The organism is Flavobacterium xizangense (assembly GCF_054075145.1).
Map to the genome: position 1 here is coordinate 716,924 of NZ_JBSIPG010000002.1, position 19,793 is coordinate 736,716.

Genomic DNA, 19,793 nt, shown 5'->3' on the forward strand with positions numbered 1-19,793 from the left:
TGATAATTTTAAGCGACCAATGTACAAATTATTTTAATATTTGATTACTAGAATAGCTTTATGTTAACAAAAAAATATATCGTTTTCGTTTTTAAAACATTAACCTTTTAGACCTATTATATTATTAAAATAACTTCTAATGCCATATTTGGTTAATTTATGAGCCCTAATTTTGTATAATTAAAAAAGAAAAAGATGAATAAAGAACTAAAAATAAATAAGGTTACATTAGAATCTACTGAGAATTCTTATGATTATTTACAAATTATATTATTCAAATATCACGATATAATAAATAATAGTGGTGAAAATTGGATTGAACAATTCACAGATGAACAGCACTGTTTATTGACATATGGTTGTTTGCATAATGAGATGTTGAATGGCGGTTTAATTCAACTTATATGGAATGGTTATAATTCTTATATTTTCGAAAGTCGGCTAATAGACACACTAGAAGAGTGGGGAGCAAAAACAACTGCAAAATTATTAAGAAAAATAAAAGATGAGTGTTATAAATTATCAATTAATATTGAAAACATGGATCAAGGTAATTTGGATGAATTTTCAAAACTTTATAAAGATTTTCCTCAATTTGAAACATTTGACAATGAATTCTACAATAACAGTGGTGAACTTGAAATCAAAAATTATGTAGAAAAAAATTTAAGTAATTTTATAACTGCTGAATAAATAACAACTACAATAAGAAAAGGGGTTTGTCGAAGAATTGACAAATCCCTTTTTTTATTCCTAAAAGGTAACAAATTGTACAACTAATTGATATAGTTAAAGAAAGCTTAAAGACATGGCAATTTCGCAACATTTAAACAAAATCTAAAAACATCTTTCGAGCTCTCTTGTAGTAATTTAGCAGTGTAGAAAAAGCCCCAAATTTTTACCGAAAACTTAGCAAATAAAAAGTAATAACGTAAAAATTTAAAAAAATGAAAACACTATATTCATTCACCGTAATTTTAGGTTTGAGTTTTTTTGTATCGTCTTATAGCAAAATTGAAAACACAAATTTTTTATATACAAAAACTCCAAACGCTGCCATCATCAATAGTACCCCAAATGATGACCAAAATGAAATTTCAAACGACTTCTTTAAAAGATACTCTGATTTAAAAAAATATAAATCTGATGTGATGTCATTGTACAAAAACAGATCTTTAGGAACTATTTGGTATGATGAAGATCAAATAAATGAATTTGCTTCTGCTTTGTATCAAAAAGCAAAAAAAACAAATGATCTGGTAATTCCTTATCAAAAAGAGATTGATCAACTTTTTGATTCATCTGCTACAACAAATCTTTCAAAAACAGATGCAGATATGCTTTTGAGTACCTTATATATTGTATACGCTAAAAAAAATAGTGCTGACAAAAACATATCATATGATACTATGCTGAAAGACTTCATGAATTACAGCACAATTGAAAAAACAACTGCTGCGCCAGAAGATAATAAAGTAACTTTTGATCAATATTATAAACTACAAAATGTTTTAAAACAATATAAAAAAATAGAAAAATCAAATAAATGGAAACCTATTGTTCCTGCAGAAACTCCTTATAAAGACTTACGTCCTGATGTTGTTTCCAACACAATTGCGCAAGTTAGAACACGTTTATATTTATTAGGCGATTTAAAACAAGATTCAAAAAGCGATGTTTATGACCGCGAATTGATGGATGCTGTAATGAAATACAAAGTTCGTAACGGATTCAAACCTAATTATATTCTTGCAGAAGAACATATTAAGGAAATGAATGTACCGCTTACTGATAAAGTAAAAACTCTAATGCTGAACATAGAAAGATGTCGCGCAATTTCGGATCAAATGGCTGGTAATGATGAATATGTTTTGGTTAATGTTCCTTCTTATGAATTGGTTTATGTTAAAAACGGAAAAGTGGTGTTGAAATCAAACGTATTTGTTGGTTCCACTTTAACTAAAACTACCATTTTTAATGGCGAAATCGACAGAATTGTTTTTAGCCCTTATTGGACAGTGCCGCAAAGTATTGTTCAAAATGAGTTGAAATCTAAAATTGCTGCCGATCCAAATTATCTTGCCGATCATAACATGGAAATGATTAACGGACAGGTAAGACAAAAACCAGGACCTGATAATTCTTTAGGATTGGTAAAATTTATGTTTCCGAATCCAGATGATATTTATATGCATGATACGCCAGCAAAAACGTTATTCGATTTTGAAAAAAGAACTTTCAGCCACGGATGTATTAATGTAAAAATGGCAAAAGAATTAGCTGCTGCAATGCTCACAGATTATCCTGAATGGACGCCAGAAAAAATTGACCAAGCTATGGCTGGAAAAGTAGAAAACATTTTTAAATTGTCTAAAAAAGTTCCAATTTACATTACTTATTTGACTTCATTAGTAAATGAAAATGGTGAAATTGGATTCTTTCAGGATGTTTATGAAAGAGATCAAGAATCAGTTTCTCAAAATGTAGTACTAAATTAACCAAATAATAAAATAAAATTCTAAGAGTGAATTTATCAACCATTTGATAAATTCACTCTTTTTTTTGGCTTATTCACAAAGAAAAAATAACTTATTTTGATGATTTTAAACCTTTTACGTCTTAAAAAAGCATTAATAAAATTTGAAATTTGCAAAATAATATACCACTAAATATTAATTTACAAAATCAGTTTATTATGAAAACAGAAAACATAGACGGATTAACACTTTTTGAAATCAATATATTAATTCAACAAGGCGGAAGATTTATTATGTTTCCTAATACTATGACTAAACATAAAACTTCAACGATTTATTTTCTACGTCCTGAAGAAAAAGTATTCAAATATGCATTAAAACATTTTATAAAAAATTTAATACATGGATGGAGATCAATTCCTTTAAGGCCTTTCCACGTACCTAAATCTTTGTTCTATTTAGCAATTGGTGGCAAAGATCATACACATAAAATTTTGACCGATATAAAAACAAGCACTCCCGTTTACAATCCTAATTTATATTGTTTGCACGATTTGAACAGCTTACAAGATGTATAAATCAAATATTATTTTATAGTCCTATTCTATTAATTTTAAAACTTTTTGAGCCTTGGGTTGCAATTTTTTAAACTGAAGTTTGCCAGATTTTAATTTATAAAAAACAAATCTCAAAATAAGCTCAGAATGAAAAAACAAATTTTGCTTTTTAGTATTGCTGCAATTTTGCTTACCGCATGTGATAACAAAAAAAATAACATAACAGTATCTGAAAATGGAATTGTAAAACCAAAAGCGCCAAAAGCAGAAGGTTTTAAACGCTTATTATTTATAGGAAATAACCATACCGAATACTTTGTCAGCGCACCAACTTTGTTTCAGGAATTATGCAATGCAAACAATCAATCTGTATATGTGCAGCAATTAACCACAATGGGAGTTCCGCTTGATAAAGTTTATGATACAAATAAAACAGAAGCAAATCAAAATTTTTCAAATAGAGATAAAGATGGAAATTATTATGATTATGTAATACTTCAAGAATCAACTCCTATTGCATTGTCTGATCTTGAAAAATACAGATCTAATTTAAAAATGCTAATCGAAAAAATACATGTAAACAGCCCAGACGTAGCCATTTATATATACGAAGGAATGTCTCCAGTATCTTATACCGATTCAAAATTTAATGAATATCATGAAGAAATGCGCAAAAATGCTCTTTTGGCCATGGTATATATCAAAAATGCAGGTTTGTTGCGAGTTGGTGACGCGGTTAAAGACGCATATGATGGTAAAAAAGGCTATAACTATTTTCTAAATAACAAAGACAATCTTCGTTATGAACAAAATAACACATTCCTTGTTTTAAACGATGGCGGATTTTTACAAGCAACTTTGTTATATGCTACAATTTTCGACAAAAGGCCAATTATTCCAAAAAAGCTAATTTTAAGCACGGGAACCGGCGATGATGATTGTATGAGGAGACAAGAGGTTACCAAAGCAATCAGTAATCCAAAAGCTTTAAGAGAAATTGCTTTTGATAATAGATAAATTCTCCAAAATCTATTATTGGATTTCACACGAATTCTTCATGTACCTATCCCAAATCATTAAAAATTAGCTAATCATAATTTTTAATCACAAGCAATGAAATAAAAAATCTTTACAATATAATTTTTAGCCTAAGTTCAGTTAAAACTTCAACAATGTTTTTTGTCTAAAAGTATCAATTTTAAAACTTCTATAAGATATTATTTTTTTTAGATAAGGAGAAATTTGCAGCTCTTTTAATTAAATTATGATGAAAAAACACATTTTATTATTTGGTATTGCAACAATTCTTTTTACTTCTTGCAAAGACAAATCGGCTACGGCTGAGAATCAATCAACTTCAAAAGAAGAAATAACTTTAAAACCAAAAGCACCAAAAGCTGAAGGCTCGCCACGAATTCTATTTATTGGAAACAGTCATACCGAATATTTCGTAAGTTCACCTATGATTTTTGGTGAAATCTGTGAAGCAAATAATCAACCAATGAATATTGATCAATTGGTTACTATGGGAGTCTCTATTGATGAAATTTACGCAGACCATAAAAAAGAAGCTGATCAGAATTTTGCAAAAACAGATAAAGACGGGAATTACTACGACTATGTAATTCTACAAGAATCTACTCCAGTTGCTTTAGCAGAACTAGATAGATACAAAGAAAATGTAAAAATGATTCTAGATAAAATTCGCAAAAATAGCCCTGATGTTGCAGTTTATATTTATGAAGCAATGTCTCCGCTTCCGTTTACAGAATCTGAATACAAAGAATACTATGATGAAGTTCAAAAAAACGCAATCGAAGTTGTAAAGACAACCAAAAATGCTGGATTATTTAGGGTTGGAGAAGCTATAAATGATGCATACAATGGTAAAAATGATTATAAATATTTATTAGCAAACAAAGACAATCTCCGCTTTGGTGAAAACACATTACACCTTTTAAATGATGGTGGCTATTTACAAGGAGCATTACTATTTGCAACAATCTTTAATAAAAAACCGATTATGCCAAAAGAACTTACTTTAAGCACTGGAACGGGAGATAATGATGAAATGAAAAAACAAGAGGTTACCAAAGCAATCAGTAATCCAAAAGCTTTGGAAGAAATCGCTTTTAGTAATAGATAAAACATAAATAATTTTAAATCTTAAAAATCTCTTTATAAAATTTATAAAGGGATTTTTAATTTAATACAAAAACACTTAAAACAATACAATTAATCGTTATTTTAGCTTTGATATACAACCAATTAAATCAAATGCAAAATTATGGAAGATTCAAACGAACTTATTGAAGATAAAAGAAACTGGTGGAATCGAAACTGGAAATGGTTTGTTCCAACGGGCTGTTTGAGTTTAATAGTACTATTTGCTTTACTCTTGGTCGGAATATTCTTTGAAGTAACTTCAATCATCAAAGATTCTGATGCTTATATAGAGTCGATGGAACTTGTTCAGCACAATAAAATACTGATTGAAAAGCTTGGATCACCTATAGAAACCGACGGAATGGTTTCGGGAACTGTAAGTGCTGTAAACGACATCAGAAAATGCGATGTACAAGTGCCGCTAAAAGGTCCAAAAGGCAAAGCAACCTTGTTTGTTGTTGGCGAAAAAAGAGGAAAATGGAAATACAGCGAAATGTCTGTTTATATTGAAAAAACAGACGAGAAAATTGATTTGCTAAAACAATAATCTAAATTCTATTTTTTTAATTTTCTATTCTTTCGCTAAATCTAAAAAAACGAAAAACTTCTAGTCTAGCCCCGATAGCAGTGGAAATCCTTTTGCTTTTTGCTGCCAAAAAGTAAAAGATTGCAACGAATAGCGGGACGAGTGTTAATTATGAAACAAAATCTTTCTGCTCCTCAAATAAAATTATGGCTTTGTTTTTGAATAAGTAGTATTTTTGAAACTTAAACAAAACCCCCAAATGAAAAAGATTTTATTATTCGCCCTTACATTTTCACTTGTTTCATGCGCAGAAATGCAGCAGACTTTAAATCAATTTCCGCAAATATCATCACAAATTCCGGTTGGAGGTGTTGATATTTCAGCTGGATTAAAAGAAGCTCTAAATAAAGGAATTACACAGCAAGTGAGCAAATTAACCGCTGTTGACGGTTTTTATAAAAACGAAGCTGTAAAAATTTTAATGCCCGAAGAATTACAAAAAGTGGACGCCACCTTAAGAAAAGTTGGTTTGAGTTCGCTTGCTGATGAAGGTGTTAAAATGCTAAACCGCGCTGCAGAAGATGCTGTAAAAGAAGCAACACCAATATTTGTGTCGGCGGTTAAAAATATGTCATTTACAGATGCTAAAAATATTTTATTAGGAAATGACAGTGCTGCAACAAATTATTTGCAAGGAAGTACAACAACAGCTTTATACGGAAAATTTAATCCTGTGATTAAAAATTCCTTTGCAAAAGTAGGTGCCGATGCAGTTTGGACTAAAATCATCACGAAATACAATACTATTCCGTTAGTGAAAAAAGTAAACCCAGATTTGACTGATTACACAACAAATCAAGCCTTGGCAGGTGTTTTTAAAATGATTGCTGTAGAAGAAAAAGAAATCCGTAATAATATCAGTGCAAGAACAACGCCTTTATTGAAAAGCGTTTTTGCAATGCAGGATGGAAAATAATTTTTTTCGAAGGTGCAAAGAGACAAAGTAACAAAGGTACAAAGAAGCCTTTGTTACTTTGAACCTTTGTTACTTTGTCACTAACCAAAAAACCGAAAAACCGAAATGCAAAAGATTACCATTCTCATTCACTGTAAAGACCAAAAAGGAATTATTGCCGCAGTGACTACTTTTATTGCTAAAGTAGAAGGAAATATCACTTACATCGATCAGCATGTTGATGTAGAGCAAAATGTTTTTTTTATGCGATTGGAATGTGAATTTACCAATCCTAAAATTACAATTGAAAGTCTGAAAGAGGAATTCGATAAGACACTCGCTACCGATTTTAACATGTCGTGGGATTTGTATAATCAGGAACAAAAACCTAAAATGGCCTTGTTTGTTTCAAAATACGATCATTGCCTTTTTGACATTTTAGGACGTTACAGCGCTGATGAATTGAATGTCGAAATTCCGGTTATTATAAGCAATCACAATGATTTAAGAAGCGTTGCGGAACGATTTAATATTCCGTTTCATTGTGTTCCCTTCACAAAAGACAATAAAGAAGAAGGCGAAGCGAAACAAATTGAGCTTTTAAAACGATATGAAATCAATTTTATCGTTTTAGCTCGTTATATGCAAATTATTACGCCGAATTTAATCAGCCTTTACGAGAATAAAATCATCAATATTCATCATTCCTTTTTGCCGGCTTTTCCAGGTGCAAAGCCTTACCACTCGGCTTTTAAGCGCGGTGTGAAAATTATTGGCGCAACAAGCCATTATGTTACCGAAGAATTAGATGAAGGTCCAATTATCGAGCAAGATATTGCAAGAGTTTCACATATTCATTCGGTTGAAGATTTTATCATGAAAGGAAGAGACTTGGAAAGAATTGTTTTAGCAAGAGCAATAAAACTCCATGCTGAAAGAAAAACAATGGTTTACAGCAATAAGACGGTGGTTTTTTCTTAAAAGATGCTAAGATTCTGAGACGCTAAGCTTCTAAGATTTTTAATTTTATATACAACTAAACCGGACTGAAGTCCGGCCCTACAATATACATCGAGCCGAAGGCTCTTTTTAAAAGTTCCGAAGGAACGAATCATATTGTAGAGCTGGACTTCAGTCCAGTTTAGACAACGTTAAAATTGAATTTACATTTCATAAAATAAACAAACCCGACAGATTTTAAAAAATCTGTCGGGTTTTCATTTGGAAGTAAGTTTTGTTTTAACTTTTGTTACTTTGAGCCTTTGTCCCTTTGAACCTTATTTAACCAAATCAAATCGGTCAGCGTTCATTACTTTAGTCCATACGGAAATGAAATCTTTTACGAATCTTTCTTTAGCATCATTACAAGCGTAAACTTCTGCAATAGCACGCAATTCTGAATTTGAACCAAAAATAAGATCGGCACGAGTTGCTGTCCATTTAATTTCACCTGTTTTACGGTCGCGTCCTTCAAAAGTTTCACCAGTTTCATTGATTGCTTTCCAAACGGTACCCAAGTCTAGCAAATTAACAAAGAAATCATTGGTCAATGTTTCTGTGTTTTTTGTCAATATACCATGTTTAGAGCCATCATAATTGGTATTCAACACTCTTAAACCGCCAAGTAAAACTGTCATTTCAGGAGCTGTCAAGCCTAATAATTGTGCTTTATCTACTAAAAGTTCTTCGGTTACCGAATTACAATTAGCGCTTTTATAATTTCTGAATCCGTCAGCTTTTGGCTCTAGAGCGTTGAAAGAATGAACATCCGTTTGCTCTAAAGTTGCATCACCTCTTCCCGGTGTAAAAGGAGCATCAATATTTATTCCTGCATTTGCAGCCGCTTTTTCAATTCCAACAGATCCTCCCAAAACAATCAGATCTGCAATAGAAACCACTTTTCCAGAACTTGTAAATTCATTTTGTATTGCTTCATAAGTTGCTAATACATTTTTTATTTGAGTTGGCGAATTCACTTCCCAACTAATTTGAGGTTCAAAACGAATACGTGCACCATTTGCTCCTCCGCGTTTATCAGAACCACGGAAAGTCGAAGCCGAAGCCCAAGCTGTCGATACCAATTGCGATATTGAAAGACCACTAGCCTTAATTTTTTCTTTTAAAGCAGCGATATCATTATGATTTAATTCGCTTTTGGGAGCAGGAATTGGATCTTGCCAAATCAACACTTCAGAAGGAACTTCCGGACCTAAATAACGACTAATTGGCCCCATATCTCTGTGTGTCAGTTTGAACCATGCTCTTGCAAAAGCATCAGCAAATTTGTCAAAATTTTGCATGTAGTCTCTGGAAATTTTTTCATAAGCAGGATCCATTTTCATTGCCATATCTGCCGTTGTCATCATTGGTGCATGTCTTTTTGTTGGATCATGTGCGTCTTCTACAGTTGTAGCAGCACTCTCATCAGTTGGCGTCCATTGATGCGCTCCTGCTGGGCTTTTAGTTAATTTCCAGTCATATTTGAATAAGGTTTCAAAATAGCCATTATCCCAAGTTGTTGGATTTGGTTTCCATGCGCCTTCAATACCACTTGTAATAGCATCTCCACCTACTCCTGTACCATATGAACTTTTCCAGCCAAATCCCATTTGTTCAATGCTCGCGCCTTCTGGTTCTGCTCCTACTAATGATGCATCTCCAGCTCCGTGTGCTTTACCAAAAGTATGTCCACCAGCTGTCAAAGCCACCGTTTCTTCATCGTTCATTGCCATACGGGCAAACGTTTCTCTGATATCTCTACCAGAACCTAGCGGATCAGGATTTCCATCTGGACCTTCTGGGTTTACATATATTAATCCCATTTGCACGGCAGCAAGAGGGTTCTCTAAGTCTCTATCACCAGAATACCTACTATTAGGTTTGTCACTAGTCGCTAGCCATTCTTTTTCATTTCCCCAATTTACATCTTGTTCTGGTTCCCAAACATCTTCTCTTCCACCAGCAAATCCAAAAGTCTTAAATCCCATCGATTCCAAAGCGCAGTTACCTGCCAAAATCATTAAATCTGCCCATGAAATTTTATTGCCATATTTTTGTTTAATAGGCCAAAGCAAAAAACGAGCTTTATCTAAATTACCATTATCCGGCCAACTGTTAAGTGGTGCGAAGCGCTGATTTCCTGAACTGGCGCCTCCGCGTCCGTCAGAAATACGATAAGTTCCTGCACTATGCCAAGCCATACGAATAAACAAAGGACCGTAATGACCATAGTCAGCCGGCCACCAATCCTGAGAATCCGTCATTAATGCATAAAGATCTTTTTTTACTTCATTTAAATCCAACGTTTTAAATGCCGCTGCATAATCAAATCCTTTTTCCATAGGATCAGATAAACTAGAATGTTGACGCAGGATGTTTAGATTTAAACGATTTGGCCACCAATCCTTATTAGAGGTTACTGCTCCTGATGTTACTTTCATTTGTCCGTTATGAAATGGACATTTACTTTCAATTGATTCGCTCATCTCTTTTGTTTTTTGGTTATTTTTATTAAAATGCTAATTTTTTTCAAAAAGCACATATTGCTGATATTTAACACATTATCAAATATACAAAACTATGTTTAGCATATTCATAAACAAAATTGATTGTTATTATATTTTAATAACCAAAAATTATTTAACGTTGCAGAAAGCTCAAAAACACGTTTTTACAAATCTTAACTTATGGTCAACAAAGTAATAACAAAACCTTAACAGCAAAAGATTGAGATATGTCGGACATTTGTAATGTAATAAACTGGTTATTTATTATTTTGGTTTTGGTTAGTTAAATGATGCCGGCGTCTTCGAGATGCCGGCATTCTTTTTTTGTATTATTTTGGTTTCAGGTTTCATGTTTTTTTTGTTTCATGTGTCTTGTTATGAACATAATATTACCTCAAAATGTAGGTGTCTTTTGTAATCCTATTTTTTAAAATTTTGATATTAACTTATATCCAACAAAGTAATAACAAGGTCTTAACACATTAAGATTGATATATGTCGGATCTTTGTAATGTAATAAACTGGTTATTTATTATTTTGGTTTTGGTTAGTTAAACAATGCCGGCGTCTTTGAGATGTCGGCATTCTTTTTTGTTATAAGTTACTTGACTATGCATACGATTTAACCGCAAAGAGCGCAAGGTTTTTTATCTACAAGGCCTATTATAAAACGTAAAGTTCGCAAAGCTTTGTATTAAAAACTTTGAGAACTTTGCGATCTTTGCGTAAATCTTTGCGCTCTTTGCGGTTAAATATGTTCAAAATATTAGCAACCTGAAACTAAAAAACTAATTCTTAAGCCTTTCATGAAGCAATTTAAAATAAGCGAAAGCTTTTAATAATCGGCTTCCATGCCAAGAGAACATTTCGCCGTCTACGAAGATTGTTTTGGCATGATGCGTGAATCTTCCTATTTCAAAAGCATCTTCTTCTTTAAAAGGATACGGCTCTGATGAAAGAAAAACGATATCAGGATCGCCTTCCAGTCGCATTTTTTTGAGTTCTATTTCCGGATATCTTCCTTTATCTTCATAAATATTTTTAAAATGATTCAGTTTTAAAAGTTCATTAATATACGTATCATTTCCCGCCACCATATAAGGGTTCTTCCAAATAAAATAAGCCACTTTCTTTTCTTCGATATCCAGAATGTATTTTTTGAAATCGCTCAAGGCGAAAGCCAATTTGTCGTTCCACTTTTGAGCTTCGGTTCTGCAGTTGAATAATTGTCCAAAATCGGAAATCATCTGAAAATTATCTTCAATAAAAACTATATTCGTTACCCAAACCGGACAGATTTCCTTTAATTGGTTTACGATTTCTTCTGTGTTTTCCTCTTTATTGCAAATTATGATATCGGGTTGTAAAAGCTTTATTTTTTCGAAATGAATTTTCTTTGTACCGCCAACAATCTTTTTAGTAGATTTAAAATGAAACGGATGAACACAAAACTTCGTAATGCCGATTATTTTTTCTTCTAAACCTAAATCATATAATAATTCGGTTTGCGAGGGAACAAGTGAGATAATTCTTTTTGGAGCATTTTCAAAAGAATGCAAAGTTCCTATTTGATCGGTCATTTGTTTCATGTTTCAAGTCTTTTTTGTTTCAGGTTATTTGGTTTGGAATGTATTTTTTAACCGCAAAGGTCGCAAGGTTTCTTTACGCAAAGTTCGCAAAGCTTTGCGTTCATAGCGTAACTCTTTGCGAACTTTGCGGTTAAATTATGTTCAAAGCAAACTGGAAACTTTAAACCTGAAACTTTAAAAAAATAATCTCTTCCATTTCCTGTTGCACTTTCAAAGCTTCTTCTCTGGCTTTTTCAGCAAAATCAGTTCCTTTTGAAGCGTATATAATGGCTCTGGCAGAATTTACCAAAAGTCCAACTTTATCATTCATTCCGTATTTGCATACTTCAGACAAACTTCCGCCCTGAGCACCAATTCCTGGAACCAATAAGAAACTATCAGGAACAATTTTTCTGATTTCAGTAAAATATTCGGCTTTAGTGGCACCAACAACGTACATTAAGTTTTCACTGTTTTTCCATGTTTTGGAAGTTTCTAAAACTTGTTTGTACAATTCAGTTCCATTTATATTTAAAGTCTGAAAATCAAAAGCACCTTCGTTTGAAGTCAGCGCCAACATAATAGTATGTTTATTTTCAAAAGCCAAAAAAGGTTCAACTGAATCTTTTCCCATATAAGGTGCAACGGTAACGCTGTCAAAATTCAAATCTTCAAAAAAAGCTTTTGCATACATGCTTGAAGTGTTACCAATATCGCCACGTTTTGCATCTGCAATCGTAAAGATTTCCGGATAATTTTCGTTAATGTAATTAATTGTTTTTTGCAGCGACATCCAGCCTTTAATTCCGTATGCTTCAAAAAAAGCAGTATTTGGTTTGTAACCAACAGTCAAATCATGAGTTGCATCAATTATTGCTTTGTTAAACTCAAAAATTGGATCTTCAGTTTCTAATAAATGAGATGGCATTTTAGTTAAATCAGGATCCAGGCCAATGCATAGAAATGATTTTTTTTGAAGGATTTGTTCGTGAAGCTGTTGTGTTGTCATAGTGTGTTTTAATAGTGTGGCAAAATTACAAATTATAATTGTGAATTGTAAATTGTAAATTATGAATGATTATTGATTACTGAGTAATTTCAATAGCATTACAACTCAAATAATTATTTACTTGTCAAATTATCTAATTTTCTAATTAACATTGAATTCCTGTAACAACTCTTGAAAATTGTGTAAGAAAAAAAAGGTCTACTTTTCTAATTTTGATACCGAACCCTAAATCAGCCCATTATGAGCCCAAATATTGGAATTTCAGCAGCACATTTAAAAAAGAGTACAAGCATTTTAGCTACAATCTTATCAAATGAAATGACACTTTATGTTAAAACAAGAAAATTTCATTGGAATATTTCCGGAAACAGTTTTATGGAATTACACAAATTGTTCGAAGAGCAATACCGCATTTTAGAAGCACAAATTGACGAAATTGCGGAACGCATTAGTCAGCTTGGCGAAAAAACAATCGGAACAATGAAAGAATTTATTGAAAATTCGACTTTGAAAGAATCACCAAAAGAATATGCCTCACAAAAACACATGCTGGAAGAACTTCTTGATAATCATGAACAAATAGTAAACGAATTAAGAGATTATATTCCGGTTTTTGAAAACGAAGCAAAAGATGCTGGCTCAGCAGATTTTGTAACCGGACTTCTTCAGGAACACGAAAAAATGGCATGGGTTCTTCGACGTTATAAGGCTTAAAATAGAAACGAAAATGCAAATTATACAACGATTACCCAAATTAATGTAACGGTTGATTTATTTAAAATCGGAACTTTACAATATAATTAACGCTAAACAGAAAGTTATGAATAATACCGAAATAAAAGGAAACTGGAATGAGTTAAAAGGAAAATTAAAACAAAAATACGCAGAACTGACAGATGATGATTTGATGTTTGCTGAAGGAAAAGAAGACGAGATGTACGGAAAACTGCAGCAAAAACTGGGTAAAACCAAAGAAGAATTTCATCAGATGCTTTCAGATTTGTAACCTTTGACTCAAATCAGGAAATACCGTCTACTACTTGTACTAGACGGTATTTTTTTGAAAATTTTATTTATTTTGATTTGTTTCAGCATTACTGTGAAAGACGAAACATTAAAGCCAAAAATAAATTAAGTATCTTTAACCAAATTTTTATAAAATGAAACTATTTATAAAGTTCGACATTAATACCATTTGTTCTCTTTATCTTAAACACAACCTTGAGAAACAGAATATTAATTTTACAAGTCTGGGTTTTGGTGAGATTGAGATTGCTGACAACCTTGATGCTGATGCACTCGAAACTTTAAAAAATAATTTGAGTCCGTGCGGTTTTGAAATTGTCGAAAATCAAAAAAGCGTTTTGGTCCAAAAAATAAAAGATGCCATAATTGAACTGGTTTTTATGGAAGACAGCAATAATTATAAAAGTTCTGTTTTTTTGGCCGAAAAACTCAATCACAGTTACGGCTATTTATCCAATGTTTTTTCAGAAGTGACTTACTCTTCTATAGAGAATTTCATCATTTTACAAAAAATTGAAAGAGCAAAACAATTGATTATCATTAATGAAATGAGCCTTACTGAAATTGCATTTTTACTCAACTATTCAAGTGTTGCGCATTTGAGTACACAGTTTAAAAATACAACCGGAATTACACCATCGGCCTTTCAGAGAATAATCAAGAAACGTAGAGAAAATTTAAAATAAAAACTCAAATACCATACTAAAATGCAAAAAAACGCATTATATATTTTATTGGCTGATGATGATGAAGATGATCGTTTATTTTTTAAAGACGCATTTGAAGAAATTAAAATCCAGACCAATGTCGATTTTGTTCATGATGGAATGCAGTTAATGGATCATTTGAACGATCCTGAAAACAAACTTCCAGACATTTTGTTTCTGGATTTGAACATGCCAAAGAAAACAGGAAAAGAATGTTTGATTGAAATCAAAAAAACAGAACGCCTTAAAAATATTATTATTGCGATCTACTCTACTTCGTCATCTGAAGAAGATATTGAAGATACGTTTATTCAGGGTGCCAATATTTACATCAAAAAACCAAGCGATTTTAATACGCTCAAAAAAATAATTAATGAAGTCGTGACCGTAAATTGGCATTATCATACCTCTGGGTTAAACCGTGATAATTTTCTGCTCCGACTAAAATAGAATAAGATTGCCAAATGAAGTGGATACCAAATTTTAATTCTTCAAACTCTTTGAGAGTTATTTTTGTAATCGCAGTTTTCATCCTGTTATTTCTTTCTTCAATTGCTTACAAACATAACCAGGACTTGAATGAATCAAGTAAACTGGTTATGCATACTTATGAAATCAATATTCAGCTAGAGCGATTAATGTCGGCCATTAAAGATGCAGAAACAGGCCAGCGCGGCTATATCATAACGCGTAATGGCCGTTTTTTGGCTCCTTATCTTTATTCGAGAGACAAAGTAAATGCTTCTTTTATTACGCTAAAAAGACTAACTGCTGACAATCCGCTTCAACAGCAGAATCTAGAAAACTTATTCAAACTCATCATTCAGCGATTTGTCTCTTTTGAAAATTGCCTCAAATACAGCGATCCTAAAACATACGACAAAAGAAAGCTTGACAATCATATGTTTGGAGGCCGAATTTTGATGGAAAATATTCGGTTTCAAGTCGACAAAATGAATGATATTGAGAAAAAATACCTGGAAAACCGACTTAAAATTTATGATCAGGAAATTTCATTGAGCCCTATTTTTTCAATTTCCCTTTTTTTAACAGCACTCACTTTTATTTTATTAGCGTACCGACAAATTAGTCGTGATTTTGAACGTTTGAAAATCTTTAATAAAAAGCTTTTAATTTCAAGCGGTTTGATGGCTGAATCTGAAATTATTGGAAAATTCAGTACCTGGCAATGGGATTTAGATTCAAATAAAATCGATTATTCTGATAATCAGTTCCGAATATTAGGCGTTGAACCTAATTCTTTTGTTCCAGAAAAGGAAACATTTCTGGATTTTGTCCATCCAGATGACAAAGATGCTGTTGCCGCATCGATGCAGGGAATTATTGAGAAAAAGAATCTGCCCTTTATTTATTATAAAATTGTACGTTCAGATCATGAAATCAGACATTTCAAATCGACTGGAAAATTATTGACGGATCAGCAGGGAAGTAAAATTTTATTGGGAATCAATTTTGATATTACAGATGAGCATCTTTTAAATATTGAACTTCAGGAGCGAAACCGTGAATTGGAAAAAAGCAATAAAGAACTGGCTTCTTTCAATCACGTTGCAAGTCACGATTTACAAGAACCACTTCGAAAAATACAGACTTTTATTTCTCGAGTTTCTGATGCTGACAAAGCCGTTATGTCGGACAGTGCACGGGAATATCTTTCTAAAATTGAAAGTTCAGCTAAAAGAATGCGTGTTCTAATTGATGATTTACTACTTTTTTCAAGAACCAATACAACTAAAAAGGAGTTTCTGAAATCGAATTTAAATGAACTTTTAGCAAATGCCGAATCGGAATTAACTGAAATTATTCATGAGAAAAAAGCAGTTATTACAGCCACGAAACTTCCAAAGTTAGATGTGATTCCGTATCAAATCGAACAGCTTTTCATCAACTTGATTGGTAATTCATTAAAATACAGCCAGCCGGGCCGAATTCCTGAAATTATTGTTGAAAGCGAAAAAGTACTTTCAGCCGGTTATCCTGATTTATTGGAACAAACAACAAAAAAGTTTCACAAAATCACTTTTTCGGATAATGGAATGGGATTTGATCCTCAGTTTAAAGAAACTATTTTTGTTCTTTTTCAGCGTCTGCATTCAAAAACGGATTATCCGGGAACCGGAATTGGATTAGCAATCTGCAAAAAAATTGTCGAAAATCACAAGGGATATATTGTGGCAGACAGCGTTCCTGGAAAAGGTTCTGTTTTCACAGTATTTCTTCCGGATTAAAAACATACAAATTCTTACAAAGAGCATTTTCAGCAAATCAATTATTTGAAGCTGAAAATGCTCTTTTTTTTATTTCTAAATCTTCTTAAAACCTTTATATAAGCCGATTATGGGAATTATATAACGTTTCTTTTTTATGCTGTAAAGCAAAACAAGCTATTCGTTAGCAACTTTGTAATGTAATACTTTATGAAATAATAATGAAAGCAATGCCCTTAATAAAAGCAGCTATTTTAAAAGTCTTTTTCTTATTGATTATTATGTCTATTTCAGCATGCGGAAAGAAAGAACGTCAAAAAGCAAACTACTTTAAAAATGAAACTTTAAGTCAAAACAACAAGCAGCAAATCGATAAGGATCAAATTGAAACTTCCTTTTTTATTGCAGCGGCAAATGTGAGTAACGTTCTTATTTCAAAAAGTCAATTTGCACAAAAACGTTCAAAAAATCCGGTACTGGATTTAAGTAAAAAAATTGAAGAACATCAAAATCAATTATTGCAGCAAATATCAGAAATGGCGAATAAAAAACTTGTTATTATTACTGATATAAATGTGACTCATAAAAGAGATTTGTACGAATTGATTGATACTGATGAAAACACTTTTAAGCAAACGTATCTAAATTCAATTTCAGAGTCGTTGACAGAACAGATTAAACTGTTTGAAAAAATCTCGACCGAAACGGATGACGAAGCGATTTTAAAACTTGTGCTTCAGTATTTGCCAGACCAGTATCAGCTTTTAAGAGAAACTGAAAGATTAAAGACAGAATTTATTTAAAAGCCTTAAAATCTATTATTAACTAAATTATTTATTATGAAAATGCACACTAATTTTTTATGCGCCTTAGCCTTATTTTTCTCAGCTTCGTTTGGAATGCTTCAAGCTCAAAACGACGAAAATGTAACCACCGAGTTTGGTGTTAAAGGAGGATTCAACATGTCAAATTTATATAACAATAATGCTGACGACGAAAATATCTTATACGGTTTCAATGCCGGTGTTTATGCAACACTGCCAATTTCAGATTTTATCGCAATTCAGCCTGAAATCTTGTTCACTACAAAAGGTGCCGAGTTAGAATACAACAATGCTTTTGTAAGCGGAACTGGAAAATTCAAACTGAATTATATTGAAGTTCCTTTGTTAGTAAGAGTGAATGTTACCAAAAATTTCAATATTCATGCCGGTGGATATGCATCGTATCTGGTAAGCTCTAAAGTTTCTGGCGATGGTGATTTCAACTTTGATGAAGAAATTAACGCAGATGATTTAAACCGATTTGATGCTGGTTTATCAGCCGGTATCGGAGTAGATTTTAGTCCAATCAGTATTGGTTTACGATACAATTACGGATTAACAACGATTGGAAAAGAAAGAACCGTTGCGGGAACAACTTATACAGTTCCAGATGCAAAAAACAGCAATTTATCTTTATACCTGTCGTATAAACTAAACTAGAAAAACATCTTAATTAACCTCTAAAAAATAAAAACCATGTCAAATTTATTATATACAGTAGCAGTTATACTAGTTATTCTTTGGGCTCTTGGTTTCTTTGTTTACAGCTTTGGAAGCGTTATTCACATCTTATTAGTGATTGCCATTATTGCTGTATTGCTTAGACTAATCAAAGGCAGGGAAATTTAAAAACAAATCATATTAACAATTATATATTAATCATTAAAATCAAATATTATGAAAGCAAGTAACACCATTTTAGGAATTGTTGGCGCTGCAGCTGCAGGGGCATTATTAGGAGTTTTATTCGCACCAGATAAAGGTTCAGAAACTCGCAAAAAAATCAAAGATAAATCGAAAGATTACGGAGATAATTTAAAATCAAAGTTTGAAGGAATTGTAGACACAATCAAATCAAACGGAAAAGAAATTGTAGATGAAGGAAAAGCGAAATTCAACCAGGTTAAAGACGACTACAATTCAATTAAAGACGAGGCAAAAACTGTAAAATCAAACTACTAGTATTTTAATAGCTAAGTGAGATTTTTAAACCATAAATACCTGATATCATGGAAACAAATGCAACAACAAACGAGAATTTAAATCTTTATGAAAAAGCGGAAAATTATACTAAAACGAGTTTAGAATTACTGAAACTCAAAACAGTATGTGCAGTCGCCGATGTGGTTTCAACCTTAACATCAAAGATCGTAGTTGGCGTTGTTGTTGCATTTTTTACCTTATTCCTTAATATCGGGATTAGTTTATGGGTAGGAAAAGAACTTGGAGAGTATTATTACGGCTTTTTCATCATGGCACTTTTCTATTTGATTGTTGCCATTGTGATTCACAAAACGCATCACTCATTGATAAAAACCCCGATTGGGAATACCATCATTTCAAGTATTTTAAAGGAAAAACAAAACTGATTTAAAACTATTAATAACTAAAAAAGACTATTATGGAGCCTATTTTCACTATTGATGAATTAAATCAGAGAATAAAGTTTTTAGAAGATCGTCAGGACGCCGAGTGGTGTTCCATTAAAGATGAAATCGACGATATCAAAGATAATCTAAAGCCTATAAACCTGATCCGAAATACGGTTGAAGAAATCAACGAAACTGTTGGTTTTAAAAGTCATATTGCACAATCGGCTATCAGTATCGGAATTGGCTATCTGGCAAAACGATTTATTGTCGGAAAAGGCGATTCAATGTTTAAAGGAATTTTAGGATCACTTGTGCAGCTGGTTGTAACCAATTTGGTTTCAAAACCACATCACGAATCCAAAGATGAAACTTCACCAGAAGCCTCATCACAACACGAACCATCTGAAGAGTAATTTTGTTAACTTAAATTTTACATCATGGAAAAGTTAAGCCATATCGTAATAAAAAATGGAGTTTACATGTACTCTAATCTATATAAATGTTTTGAATACACAAGAGTATTCCTAGGTATCTAACTGGTTTATACGTTTCTTCACAATAAACGGTTAAACGGTTAATACACAATATATTTTTAAGGTTCTGAGGAGCTAAGATCTAAGGGGCTAGGGTTTTGTAAAAGCTAACGCTTTTT

General features: G+C 32.3%; 22 protein-coding genes. 19 read left to right on the plus strand and 3 right to left on the minus strand.

Going from position 1 to position 19,793, the window contains the following annotated elements:
• Positions 1 to 195: 195 nt before the first annotated feature.
• The 8 genes from ACWA1B_RS08730 (at position 196) to purU (ending at position 7,662) form a co-directional block, all read left to right on the plus strand.
• Positions 196 to 693: a DMP19 family protein gene (locus ACWA1B_RS08730; protein WP_456905988.1), complete on the plus strand. Its 498-nt coding sequence runs from the start codon at positions 196 to 198 to the stop codon at positions 691 to 693.
• A gap of 254 nt (positions 694 to 947) precedes the next feature.
• The gene (locus tag ACWA1B_RS08735) at positions 948 to 2,498 is read left to right on the plus strand and encodes a L,D-transpeptidase family protein (RefSeq protein ID WP_456905990.1); all 1,551 of its coding nucleotides are present in this window, start codon (positions 948 to 950) and stop codon (positions 2,496 to 2,498) included.
• Between the two features lie 197 nt (positions 2,499 to 2,695).
• Positions 2,696 to 3,055 carry a hypothetical protein gene (locus ACWA1B_RS08740; RefSeq protein WP_456905992.1) on the plus strand — a complete coding sequence of 120 codons (360 nt, stop codon included), beginning with the start codon at positions 2,696 to 2,698 and terminating at the stop codon, positions 3,053 to 3,055.
• Between the two features lie 126 nt (positions 3,056 to 3,181).
• Positions 3,182 to 4,051: a hypothetical protein gene (locus ACWA1B_RS08745; RefSeq protein ID WP_456905993.1), complete on the plus strand. Its 870-nt coding sequence runs from the start codon at positions 3,182 to 3,184 to the stop codon at positions 4,049 to 4,051.
• A 247-nt stretch (positions 4,052 to 4,298) separates the two neighbouring features.
• Positions 4,299 to 5,180: a hypothetical protein gene (locus ACWA1B_RS08750; RefSeq protein WP_456905995.1), complete on the plus strand. Its 882-nt coding sequence runs from the start codon at positions 4,299 to 4,301 to the stop codon at positions 5,178 to 5,180.
• 141 nt (positions 5,181 to 5,321) lie between these two features.
• Positions 5,322 to 5,747: a cytochrome c oxidase assembly factor Coa1 family protein gene (locus tag ACWA1B_RS08755; protein ID WP_456905997.1), complete on the plus strand. Its 426-nt coding sequence runs from the start codon at positions 5,322 to 5,324 to the stop codon at positions 5,745 to 5,747.
• 238 nt (positions 5,748 to 5,985) lie between these two features.
• Positions 5,986 to 6,702: a DUF4197 domain-containing protein gene (locus tag ACWA1B_RS08760; RefSeq protein WP_456905999.1), complete on the plus strand. Its 717-nt coding sequence runs from the start codon at positions 5,986 to 5,988 to the stop codon at positions 6,700 to 6,702.
• Positions 6,703 to 6,807: 105 nt separating this feature from the next.
• Positions 6,808 to 7,662 (plus strand): formyltetrahydrofolate deformylase, encoded by an 855-nt coding sequence (purU, locus tag ACWA1B_RS08765; protein ID WP_142449646.1) that lies wholly within the window; start codon positions 6,808 to 6,810, stop codon positions 7,660 to 7,662.
• Positions 7,663 to 7,958: 296 nt separating this feature from the next.
• Here the strand turns inward: purU and katG are convergent, their stop codons facing one another.
• The 3 genes from katG to pyrF all read right to left on the minus strand — a co-directional run bounded on the left by katG (position 7,959) and on the right by pyrF (position 12,764).
• Positions 7,959 to 10,166 (minus strand): catalase/peroxidase HPI, encoded by a 2,208-nt coding sequence (gene katG / locus ACWA1B_RS08770; protein ID WP_456906001.1) that lies wholly within the window; start codon positions 10,164 to 10,166, stop codon positions 7,959 to 7,961.
• Positions 10,167 to 10,975: 809 nt separating this feature from the next.
• Positions 10,976 to 11,776 carry an ABC transporter substrate-binding protein gene (locus ACWA1B_RS08775; RefSeq protein ID WP_456906003.1) on the minus strand — a complete coding sequence of 267 codons (801 nt, stop codon included), beginning with the start codon at positions 11,774 to 11,776 and terminating at the stop codon, positions 10,976 to 10,978.
• 160 nt (positions 11,777 to 11,936) lie between these two features.
• The gene (gene pyrF / locus ACWA1B_RS08780) at positions 11,937 to 12,764 is read right to left on the minus strand and encodes an orotidine-5'-phosphate decarboxylase (RefSeq protein WP_456906005.1); all 828 of its coding nucleotides are present in this window, start codon (positions 12,762 to 12,764) and stop codon (positions 11,937 to 11,939) included.
• A gap of 240 nt (positions 12,765 to 13,004) precedes the next feature.
• Between pyrF and ACWA1B_RS08785 the strand changes: the two genes are divergently transcribed.
• The 11 genes from ACWA1B_RS08785 to ACWA1B_RS08835 all read left to right on the plus strand — a co-directional run bounded on the left by ACWA1B_RS08785 (position 13,005) and on the right by ACWA1B_RS08835 (position 19,554).
• Positions 13,005 to 13,478 (plus strand): Dps family protein, encoded by a 474-nt coding sequence (locus ACWA1B_RS08785; RefSeq protein ID WP_456906007.1) that lies wholly within the window; start codon positions 13,005 to 13,007, stop codon positions 13,476 to 13,478.
• 106 nt (positions 13,479 to 13,584) lie between these two features.
• Positions 13,585 to 13,770, plus strand: a complete 186-nt coding sequence (locus ACWA1B_RS08790) for a CsbD family protein (protein ID WP_456906009.1) — start codon at positions 13,585 to 13,587, stop codon at positions 13,768 to 13,770.
• A 154-nt stretch (positions 13,771 to 13,924) separates the two neighbouring features.
• Positions 13,925 to 14,476: a helix-turn-helix domain-containing protein gene (locus tag ACWA1B_RS08795; protein ID WP_456906011.1), complete on the plus strand. Its 552-nt coding sequence runs from the start codon at positions 13,925 to 13,927 to the stop codon at positions 14,474 to 14,476.
• Between the two features lie 21 nt (positions 14,477 to 14,497).
• Positions 14,498 to 14,947 (plus strand): response regulator, encoded by a 450-nt coding sequence (locus ACWA1B_RS08800; protein ID WP_035648984.1) that lies wholly within the window; start codon positions 14,498 to 14,500, stop codon positions 14,945 to 14,947.
• A gap of 14 nt (positions 14,948 to 14,961) precedes the next feature.
• Entirely contained in the window at positions 14,962 to 16,746 is a 1,785-nt protein-coding gene (locus ACWA1B_RS08805; protein ID WP_456906013.1) for a sensor histidine kinase, read from the plus strand.
• A gap of 200 nt (positions 16,747 to 16,946) precedes the next feature.
• A complete protein-coding gene (locus ACWA1B_RS08810; RefSeq protein ID WP_456906015.1) occupies positions 16,947 to 17,528 on the plus strand; it encodes a DUF4142 domain-containing protein in 582 nt (193 codons plus the stop codon).
• A 36-nt stretch (positions 17,529 to 17,564) separates the two neighbouring features.
• A complete protein-coding gene (locus ACWA1B_RS08815; protein ID WP_035648988.1) occupies positions 17,565 to 18,209 on the plus strand; it encodes a porin family protein in 645 nt (214 codons plus the stop codon).
• 36 nt (positions 18,210 to 18,245) lie between these two features.
• Complete coding sequence (locus ACWA1B_RS08820; RefSeq protein WP_456906017.1) at positions 18,246 to 18,398, plus strand: lmo0937 family membrane protein; 153 nt, start codon at positions 18,246 to 18,248, stop codon at positions 18,396 to 18,398.
• Positions 18,399 to 18,446: 48 nt separating this feature from the next.
• Complete coding sequence (locus ACWA1B_RS08825; protein WP_456906019.1) at positions 18,447 to 18,731, plus strand: YtxH domain-containing protein; 285 nt, start codon at positions 18,447 to 18,449, stop codon at positions 18,729 to 18,731.
• A gap of 47 nt (positions 18,732 to 18,778) precedes the next feature.
• Complete coding sequence (locus ACWA1B_RS08830; RefSeq protein ID WP_456906021.1) at positions 18,779 to 19,138, plus strand: hypothetical protein; 360 nt, start codon at positions 18,779 to 18,781, stop codon at positions 19,136 to 19,138.
• A gap of 32 nt (positions 19,139 to 19,170) precedes the next feature.
• Entirely contained in the window at positions 19,171 to 19,554 is a 384-nt protein-coding gene (locus ACWA1B_RS08835; protein WP_456906023.1) for a hypothetical protein, read from the plus strand.
• The last annotated feature ends 239 nt before the right edge of the window (positions 19,555 to 19,793 follow it).